The 7608-nt window shown below is 45.2% G+C and carries 2 protein-coding genes and 1 pseudogene; 2 read left to right on the forward strand and 1 reads right to left on the reverse strand.

Annotation, left to right across the window (positions count from 1 at the left end; translation table 11 throughout):
• Window positions 1–4941, forward strand: a 4941-nt coding sequence (locus tag R7E78_RS23665; protein WP_318058302.1) for a cadherin domain-containing protein, incomplete at its 5' end; no start/stop codon positions are given.
• Window positions 4942–5025: 84 nt separating this feature from the next.
• Here R7E78_RS23665 and R7E78_RS23670 read toward each other — a convergent pair.
• Window positions 5026–6687, reverse strand: coding sequence for an electron transfer flavoprotein-ubiquinone oxidoreductase (locus tag R7E78_RS23670; RefSeq protein WP_140302005.1), 1662 nt, complete (start codon window positions 6685–6687; stop codon window positions 5026–5028).
• Between the two features lie 278 nt (window positions 6688–6965).
• Here R7E78_RS23670 and R7E78_RS23675 point away from each other — a divergent pair.
• Window positions 6966–7532 (forward strand): annotated as a pseudogene (locus tag R7E78_RS23675) (electron transfer flavoprotein subunit beta/FixA family protein); the annotation flags it as partial.
• Between the last annotated feature and the right edge of the window lie 76 nt (window positions 7533–7608).

A 7608-nucleotide genomic window follows, 5' to 3' on the forward strand; every position in this document is an offset into this window, starting at 1 on the left:
CAAACCGACGTTCAAGATGACAATTGGGGTACGTTCTCTATCGATGAGCAAGGTAACTGGACGTATAAGCTGAACAATAGCCACCCAGACGTGCAATCGTTAGACGCCGATAGCGATCCGGTGATTCGTACCATGACAGTAACATCTGCAGATGGCACGACTCATGACGTGGTTGTGACTATTACAGGTAACAACGATGCTCCTGAATTTATTAGTGGAACGAATGATAGCCACGGCCTAGATGAAGATGGCAAAGCCGATACCGATAGTTACCAATTTAGCATTAATGAGAATGCTGTTGCTGGCGTAATTGGGCAGGTTGAGGCATTTGATGTCGATAAAGGTAGCAATGTAACTTATCAGTTAACCAACCATACTGACCTTTTTGAAATAAACAGTCACACAGGTGAGATCAGCGTTAAAAGTGGCGTAGTCTTTGACCATGAAACGTCAGATAGCTACCAACTATTGGTAGAAGCTGAAGACCAGTCTGGGGCAAAGGATACGGCTAACGTCAATGTCGTGATAAATGACATTAACGAAGCTCCAATCGCTGAAGATGACAAAGGTATTGAGAAAGAGACTAAGGTTTTAGATCACACGAACTGGGACGACAGTGCAGATATTAGTGTGGACTACTACATCGTTGATACCAACACAGGTAACAAAATCGGTGACGCTAACAAGGCGGATTACACTGGTGACGGTGGTACGCATAAGTTTGGGGTTAGCTCTTCCTTAGATGGTGGTACGGATCAGGTAAAAGACGGTCAAATTGGATTCGATGATGCTACTTCACACAGTGAGGCTATGCGTTTCACTTTCGCTGATGGACAAGTCGCAGATCATGCTAAAGTTCAAGTTGAAAATCTTTGGAGCTCTTGGGAGCCTGGAGTTGAGCGCGGTGTTTGGAAGGCTTACTACAAAGGTGAGGTTGTCGCTTCGGGAGTATTTGAAGGAACTGGCAATCGTAAGCAAGTTGTAAGTATTGATGCGGATGGTCGATATTTTGATAGCATTGAAATGTCAGCCGTGGGTTACAAAGATGGCTTGGTTGATCCTAAGGGGTCGGAGTACTTTGTAACACAAGTTTCTGCCGATTTGACGAGCTTTGATGAGGACTATCAAACAACAGGAGCCGGTATTCTAGAGCTGGATGTGTTAGCGAATGATAGCGATCCAGACGGTGACGAACTGACTATTATTAACTACCCACAAACAGAATATCTAAACTTAATAGATGGCAAATTGGTGTTTGATGCAGCCAAATATCTTGAATCATTGCCAGAAGATCAGCGCACGATTAAGACTGGGGAAATAAAGGAATACTCATTTGAATACGTCATTGAAGATGCGGATGGTCTGACTGATAAAGCTGAAGTAACAGTGCATGTAGTAGGTGAGCCTATTTCATTGGATGATTCGCATATCATGCTCGATGAGTCTGCAGTTGGTGCGAGTTCTGGCGTACATGCTGAAGGTGATTTAGTTGCCAACCTTGGTTCTGCATCAGATGCTGAGTTCCGATTTGATTCTGAACAGAATCTGGAGACCGTTACCAGTGAAGGCAAGCCAGTGGTGTTTGAAGTGAGTGATGATCGCGGTACTTTAACCGGATATGTTGGCTCAGGTGATGATAAGGTCAAAGTCATTGAAGCGAGCATTGATGGTAAAACTGGGCATTATACCGTCGAGCAATATGAGCCAGTAGATCACTCGGAACTCGGTGCTGACACATTAGATATCCCTGTTAGCGTTCAAGTGGATGCGGGTGGCCGAGTTGAAAATGCAACTTTGCACCTTGGTGTTGTTGACTCTCTACCTTCAGTTAATTCAGAGCACCATGAAATCATGGATGTTGATCCACAAAACAACAGTGTTGTTATCGCGTTAGATGCATCGGGTTCGATGTGGGATGACATGGTTAAAAACGAGCAAGGCGTTGAAGTTACTCGCTGGGACCTAGCACGCAGTGCAATTAAGACCATGTTTGAAAAGTATGATGATCTTGGTGACGTTCGATTTAAGATTGCGACGCACTCAGGTTATCCAGATGGTCAAACGTCTGAATGGCTAGAATCTGTGGATGAGATTGATGCTTACTTGGATTCAATTGGTCGTGGTGGCTGGACGCCATATAGCCAAGCGATTGACCAGGTAAATGCTGCCTTAACTGACCTTAGCCAAGAAACAGATGACACTAGCAATCATCAGCTTTACTTTATTTCGGATGGTGCGCCAAGCGACTTCAATTCATGGACAAATACGTCAGATCCGGCATATACAGAGTTGCGCGAGAGCTTAATGAAGTGGTCTACAGCAGACGATTTTGAAAGTGAGCAGCGCTACGAGTACTTAGCTAATGGTTGGGATCAACCGACAGACGCTGAGCAAAGCATCATTCTTGAAAATGCGATGGATCGCAGTATCGATTCGAGTGGTGCATCTTTAGAGAACATCTGGTCAATTGGTATTGGCGCTGGTGCGGATATGAAATATCTAGAACCAGTTGCAACCGATAAAGGCTCTGCACTGGTAGTAACTGATGACTCACAAATAGAGGGGCTTCTGAACAAAACAGTATCAGGGCAGCTTCAGAGCAATCTTCTAGATGATATTAATGGCGATAGCCAATGGGTGGATCAAATTGAAGTTGATGGTGAAACCTATCATTACAATAAAGCTGATGGCACAGTAAGTGCCAGTAATGGGGCAATTATCTCTCTACACTCGTTAGCAGAGATCGACACAGAGCATGGTACGCTAACTCTTAACTTTGAAAATGGTCGCTATGACTACAAAGCGACGAATGTTAAGGGTCATCAACAAGAAAAATTCAATATCACCGTTCTCGATGCAGACGGCGATACCGCGACTGGTGAAGTGACAATCGATATTCGAGATCGCGCTCCTGAGTTTATTAGCAATACTGATGCAGATCAGACTCATGGAACCGATGTCAGCGGTATGCCAACTGCGGATAATGCAACTTTTAACGTTGCAGAGCAGGAAGCTGGATTGTTGGTGGGTAAGGTTAAAGCTTTCGACCCTGATGGTGCAGATACCATTAAATACGAGCTAAGTGGCGGTGATGCCAATTTATTCCGCGTAGATTCAAATAGCGGTGAGATTTGGCTTAAAGACGGAGTTAAGCTAGACCACTCTGTTCAGGATAGTTATCAGTTGGAAGTCACGGCGACGGATGGTACGGACAAAGACACAACTCAGGTCACTCTAAATGTAACTGAAAACCATGCCCCAACTTCATCGCCAGTACATGGCTTTGCTGAAATGGAAGACTTGCCGATTAACAAAGTGACGGTTGTGTTTGATGAATCAAACAGTATGACTCGCACATTTGATGGGCAAAATACCGTCGGTAGTGAGGCTACTGCACCCAAGACAGAATCAAGAGCTTACAAAGCTGCGGAAGCCCTTCACTCAATGGTTGAGAACATGATTGAAGAGGGTGGGCAATCCAATACTTACATTCGTTTGGTTCGCTTTGATGGAGATACGTCTACACAGAGCTGGTTAACTTTAGATCAAGTAGAGGAAATGAGCCGTCCGCCTTTGCTGAATGGACGTGATTCCAATGATCCTGAATATCTCAGCGAAGTTGCCTCTTACGTGAGTCAATGGTGTGATATTAATCACGGTACGAACACAGACTACAGCAAGGCACTAGAAGCCGTCATGGCCTTCAATGAAATAGGAACTCAATTCCCTTGGCAAGATGGCTTAGATGAAAACGGCAATTTTGATTGGGATCTGTACTTGAAAGAACAGCCAATCGAAAGTAAAGAGACCATATTCTTTATCTCTGACGGTGCACCAAACCCTAAAGAAGGTGAAACAGCAGCTCCAGATTTGAATGAACGATGGGAAGACTATAAGCAAACGCATGATGCCAAAGTTTATGGTATTGGTATTGCAACGTCAGACAATGAAAGTGCAGCCCAAGCACTGGAAGAATTGAGCGACCAAGTTGTATTTATCGATTCTGGCGAGCAGTTAGGCCAATTCCTCAATCATTTTTCACCTGAACCAATTGCTGGTGAGTTGCTGTCAGGAAGCCAAGATGCAGATGGCGACATCATGACAGTCTCTTTGGCTGATGGGGATTTCACTCTTTTAAGTGCTGATTTGCATGATGTCACCGTCGACCAAGACCTTGTTTTTTCGACGAGTCAAGTCGATGGGAGCTTACATGTTGAAACGGCATTTGGCTTGTTAGAGGTCGAGTCAAACGGCAGTTACAGCTTTACACAAAGTGATAGCTTTACCTTAGAAGGTAACCAACAAGTTGATCTTAACTTTCTCTTTAAAGTGTCAGACGGAAGAGGCGGGGTGAGTGACAACGCCTTTACTCTAACACTTAGTGAATCAGGTGCAGACGTCGCTTCTACTGAGCGTCATGCTGTCATGGGTAATGACCTGGTCAACTTGTTTGATGGTAGTGAGACTATTGATATCATGCTGGGACAAGACGGTGCAGATACCTTAAATGGCGCTGCAGGCGATGACATCCTAGTGGGTGGTCTTGGCAATGACATTCTCATCGGAGGTTTAGGGAATGATATCCTAACGGGAGGTGAAGGGAGCGATACGTTTACTTTCACCAATGAGTCTTTAAGTTCTGAAGCATCTATGGATGTCATCAAAGACTTTAATCTCGGTGAAGATAAATTAGACTTGAGTGATATTGTTTCACCAGCAGATGATGATGTGGCGGCCATGGAAGCCTTGTTGGATCACGTCAGCGCTAGTTTTGATGGTGAACAGGATACCCTCAACCTAACGATTACTAATGAGACAGGCCAATCTACATCGGTCGCACTGGAGCACTTCGACATGTCTGGCCTAGAACTGGGCGCATCAGCGACCTCGCATGAAATTGTTGACCAGTTGTTCCAACATCACGTGTTTACAACGGACTAATAATTTATCTTTGGCAAGATAACCATTAATGTTAAGCGGCATCTGAACTATTCAGATGCCGTTTTATTTTGGTTAATCCAGGGACTACATATTCTGATAACTCGGTCCACCGCCACCTTCTGGTGCTTTCCATGTAATGTTTTGCGATGGATCTTTGATGTCACAGGTTTTGCAATGCACACAATTTGCGGCATTGATTTGGAATATTCGCTCGCCTTCGACTTCTACCACTTCATACACGCCAGCAGGGCAGTAGCGCTGGCTTGGCTCATCAAACTTCTTTAAATGGACTTGAATCGGAATATGAGGATAGGCGAGTTGCAAGTGGCAAGGCTGATTCTCTTCGTGTTGCGTACCTGACAAAAATACCGATGAAGGTTTATCGAAGCTGATTACGCCATCTGGTTTCGAGTATTGAATAGGTTGGCACTCGTCGGTTGGTTTCAGTTGTTCATGATCGTGCGAAGGATCTGTGACCGTCCACGGTATTGGTTTCTTTACCAGTGGCTGCCATAGATTGTGCTCGAAGGTGGAAAGTGCGCCGCCGATCACACTGCCGAACTTATGAATATTTGCACCAAAGTTGCGTGTGTCATTAAGTTCTTCATATAACCATGAATCTTCAAACTTGGTTTGGTAATCCGGTTCCGAATTGGATTCTGTGAATGCTTCAGCAATGGCTTCTGCGGCTAACAAACCGGATTTCATTGCAGTATGGCTGCCTTTGATTTTGGCGACGTTTAAGGTGCCCGCATCACAGCCAATCAATAAACCGCCGGGGAATTGCTGTCTCGGCAGAGAAGACAACCCTCCTTTCGCTATGGCTCTTGCGCCGTAAGCGATTCGGTGAGCGCCTTTCAAATGTTGCTCGATTGCAGGGTGGTGCTTAAAGCGTTGAAATTCGTCAAACGGACTCAAGTAAGGATTGCTGTAATTTAAGTCGACAATAAGCCCAACGGCGATTTGGTTGTTCTCCATGTGGTAGAGAAAACCGCCGCCTGTGGTGCTGGATTCACACAGAGGATACCCTGCAGAATGAATCACGCTGCCTGATTGACCTTTGGCATCGACAGGTAACTCCCAAATCTCTTTAAGCCCAAGCGCATAATGTTGCGATTGTTTATCATCGTCTAAACCAAATCGTTGAATGAGCTCTTTACCTAGATGACCTCGGCACCCCTCGGCGAATACGGTGTATTTGGCTTTTAGCTCGATACCTGCTTCAAAGTTGGGTTTGGCTTCTCCTTTCTTGTCCAAACCCATGTCGCTGGTGTTTACCCCTGTAACAGCGCCAAATGCATCGTAGTTAATCGTGGATGCGGCGAAACCGGGATAGACCTCGACACCAAGTGATTCTGCTTGTTCTGCTAACCAACGACATAAGTTCGCTAAGCTGATGACGTAGTTGTTTTCGTCATTGTGCATTGGGTTAGGTGTAAGAAAGTGGGGAACACGAACGTGATTAAGTTCTGTGGTTAGGTACAAGAAGGCATCGTTTTTTACAGCTGCGGAAAGAGGCGCGCCCATGCTTTGCCAATCAGGAAAAAGTTCATCCAGTGCACGTGTTTCGAATACCGCGCCAGATAAGATATGTGCACCAACTTCTGAACCTTTCTCTACCACACAAATAGACAGAGGTTCACCTTCACGTTCTTGATTGAGTTGCGCTAAGCGGCATGCTGCACTCAAACCAGCAGGTCCGGCGCCGACAATCACCACATCAAATTCCATGCATTCTCTTTCCATCTTCTTGCTTCCTTTATACGAAACCTTTCTTTGTGTTTTAGGTGCTTCTTCTATTACGCAGTGCTCGTATAAAGAACTATAGTCCAGTTGACGTAAACGTAAACTAAACTAAGCTCAAATGGTAACGTCATAGGGCGTGATAAAGGTTTTGAGTGACGGTGTCATGATGTGTTTTTACCAAGCAAGGTTATGAAAAACCTGAGCTTTAATGCAAATCTTTGTCGCGCATGACCCAATTGCTAGGACGCGTATCGCTTTGCGATCTGCTAGGAGGGAATGTGAAAGTACTGGTTGCGATTAAACGTGTAATTTACCCTTACGTTAAAGTAAGAGTGAAATCTGATGGTTCCGGCGTGGAAACCAACAACGTGAAGATGACGATGAACCCATTCTGTGAAATTGCGGTGGAAGAGGCGGTACGCCTTAAAGAAGCTGGGGTAGCAGAAGAGGTGTTAGTGGTGTCGATTGGTGACACCAGTTGTCAGGAACAATTGCGCTCAGCGCTTGCATTAGGTGCGGATCGTGCGATTCATATTGATGTTGAACCGTCACCAGAACCGCTTGCGGTCGCGAAGTTACTTAAAGTCGTGATGGAACAAGAACAGGCTCAATTGGTGCTTCTGGGTAAACAGTCAATCGATACGGATAACAACCAAGTCGCGCAAATGTTGGCAGCACTGTCGAATCGTCCGCAGGGGACATTTGTATCGGAAGTGAAAGTAGAAGGGGAAACGGTTCTGGTTACACGAGAAATCGATGGTGGCTTAGAGACGCTCAAACTGGATCTGCCTGCGATCATCAGCACGGATTTGCGTTTGAATGAACCGCGTTACGCCTCGCTACCGTAAGCGTTCACCGAGGTATCTTGACTTACCAGATCTGAAGAAACATATGCAGTTTATAGATCAAAAACGTTTGGGT

Source organism: Vibrio sp. YT-19(2023) (assembly GCF_033337395.1).

Bases quoted from the DNA above. Each gene is read 5' to 3' on its own strand.
- R7E78_RS23670 (WP_140302005.1), bottom strand. From the start codon at position 6,687: ATGGAAAGAGAATGCATGGAATTTGATGTGGTGATTGTCGGCGCCGGA.